General features: G+C 63.7%; 1 protein-coding gene. It reads right to left on the bottom strand.

Annotation, left to right across the window (positions count from 1 at the left end; all coding sequences use genetic code 11):
• Nucleotides 1–922: 922 nt before the first annotated feature.
• Nucleotides 923–1477, bottom strand: coding sequence for a hypothetical protein (locus ACUSIJ_RS29570; protein WP_449311995.1), 555 nt, complete (start codon nt 1475–1477; stop codon nt 923–925).
• Nucleotides 1478–1553 lie beyond the last annotated feature (76 nt).

Below are 1553 nucleotides of genomic sequence, written 5' to 3'. Positions count from 1 at the left end.
CGGGTCGGGCGGAGGGGCAACCTCGCGAGCCACCCCGATTGCAGCAAGCTCCTCATCCGACCACGCGGCGATGATCGCCCATGGATGGAGCGTGTCGGAGGCATCGCGGAAGGGCTTGCCCCATGGCAGGTGCTCAACCGCTCCGTTGCGATCAATTAGATACCGCATCAGACATCTCCTGCGTTATTGGGATAGGAGCGCCCCCCGCCCCACATGGCGCGAAGGGCAGCAATGCCACCTTTGCCGCCACCGTAGTCTCCGCCGCGCTTACCAGTGGCGCCCGGCAGGCCATCCTCACCGCCGCTGCCGCCTTTGCCGCCCTGACCGGGTGAACCGGCAGCACCGCCATCCCCGCTCGGTCCTATCCCGAGCAACCCGACACCGCCGCCACCCCCGCCTTGGCCACCTGTGCCGCCATCCCCGCCCGCGCCACCGCCGCCGCCAGTACCGGGCAGCCCCGCCAAATTATTGCCCTGGCCATTGCCGCCGTTCCCGAGGTATCCGCCTGCGCCGCCAGATCCGTAACGGACGGCCGCGTTATTAGCGTTACCCCCGTTACCACCGCCGTAAGACGCGAAACCGGGTGCGTGCGCGGCCGTTCCGCCGGTGCCTCCGGTAATTGACCCGGCTCCGTTTGCGTAGAGGAGGATCGTATCCCCACGGCGGATGCGCGCGTAAAACAGTTCTTGCGAATTATCAACGTCGATAATCAGGGTCTCTCCGGGCTCCACCGGGCAGTCGTTGCCCCAGGTTAGGCCGCCGCCGGCGCGTGCGCCGCCGGAATTCGACCGACCAACGGCTAGAGCAGAGATGAGGTAGACGCCATCGGGTACGACGAACGTGCCATTGGATGTCCACACTTGCTGTCCGGCAGGGCCTTCGGGGCTAGAGGTTCCCCACCAGGGATTGTCCGCGAGGAATGTCATGGCTCACCAACAATCATAATGTGGATTTCGGTGGAGGTGATAACTTCACCGACAACCTTGAACCGCTTGCCGGAGGCGGGCAGATCCATTGGTCCCATGGGCACGTAGTTGGAGCCGAAAGAGAGTGTCTGAGCGGCAGACCTCGTCACCGTGATGTTGAACTTCTGCCCCGGCTTTGGGTTCGTGGGGTTGCCCAGCGTCCGGTTCACGGTAATCGTGACCGTGAAACTGCCGATACCAGATCCAAGGTTCAGCGCTATCGTCTCCGCATCCGTGAGCGCGACAGGCGCCAGCGCCGCCCATGTAAATTCCGGGGAGAGATAGTCCCTCCCGGTGCCCGAACGGATGTCGGCGGGAATGGAGTAGATGGGGACGTCGATGTCGCCACCACGGCCGACAATCGCATAGGTCGAGGTCGTCAGCGCCTGCACGATGTAATATGCGTCGTCGTCCTGCACGACATAGAGCTGGCGGGGCACCAGCGTCTCCGCCGAAACTCGCGCCTGCATCTCGGCAGGCGTCCTCAATGGGTGCTGATAGGCGATAGACATCAGAGGTCACCGCCGTTGAGCACGACGTTGTTCAACGTGACATTGGAAAGCGTGCCGCCGGTGATGTCGACGTCGT

This window comes from Pseudochelatococcus sp. B33 (assembly GCF_053570585.1).
Note: the sequence above shows the minus strand (reverse complement) of the source record. Positions and strands in the feature narration are given on the sequence as shown.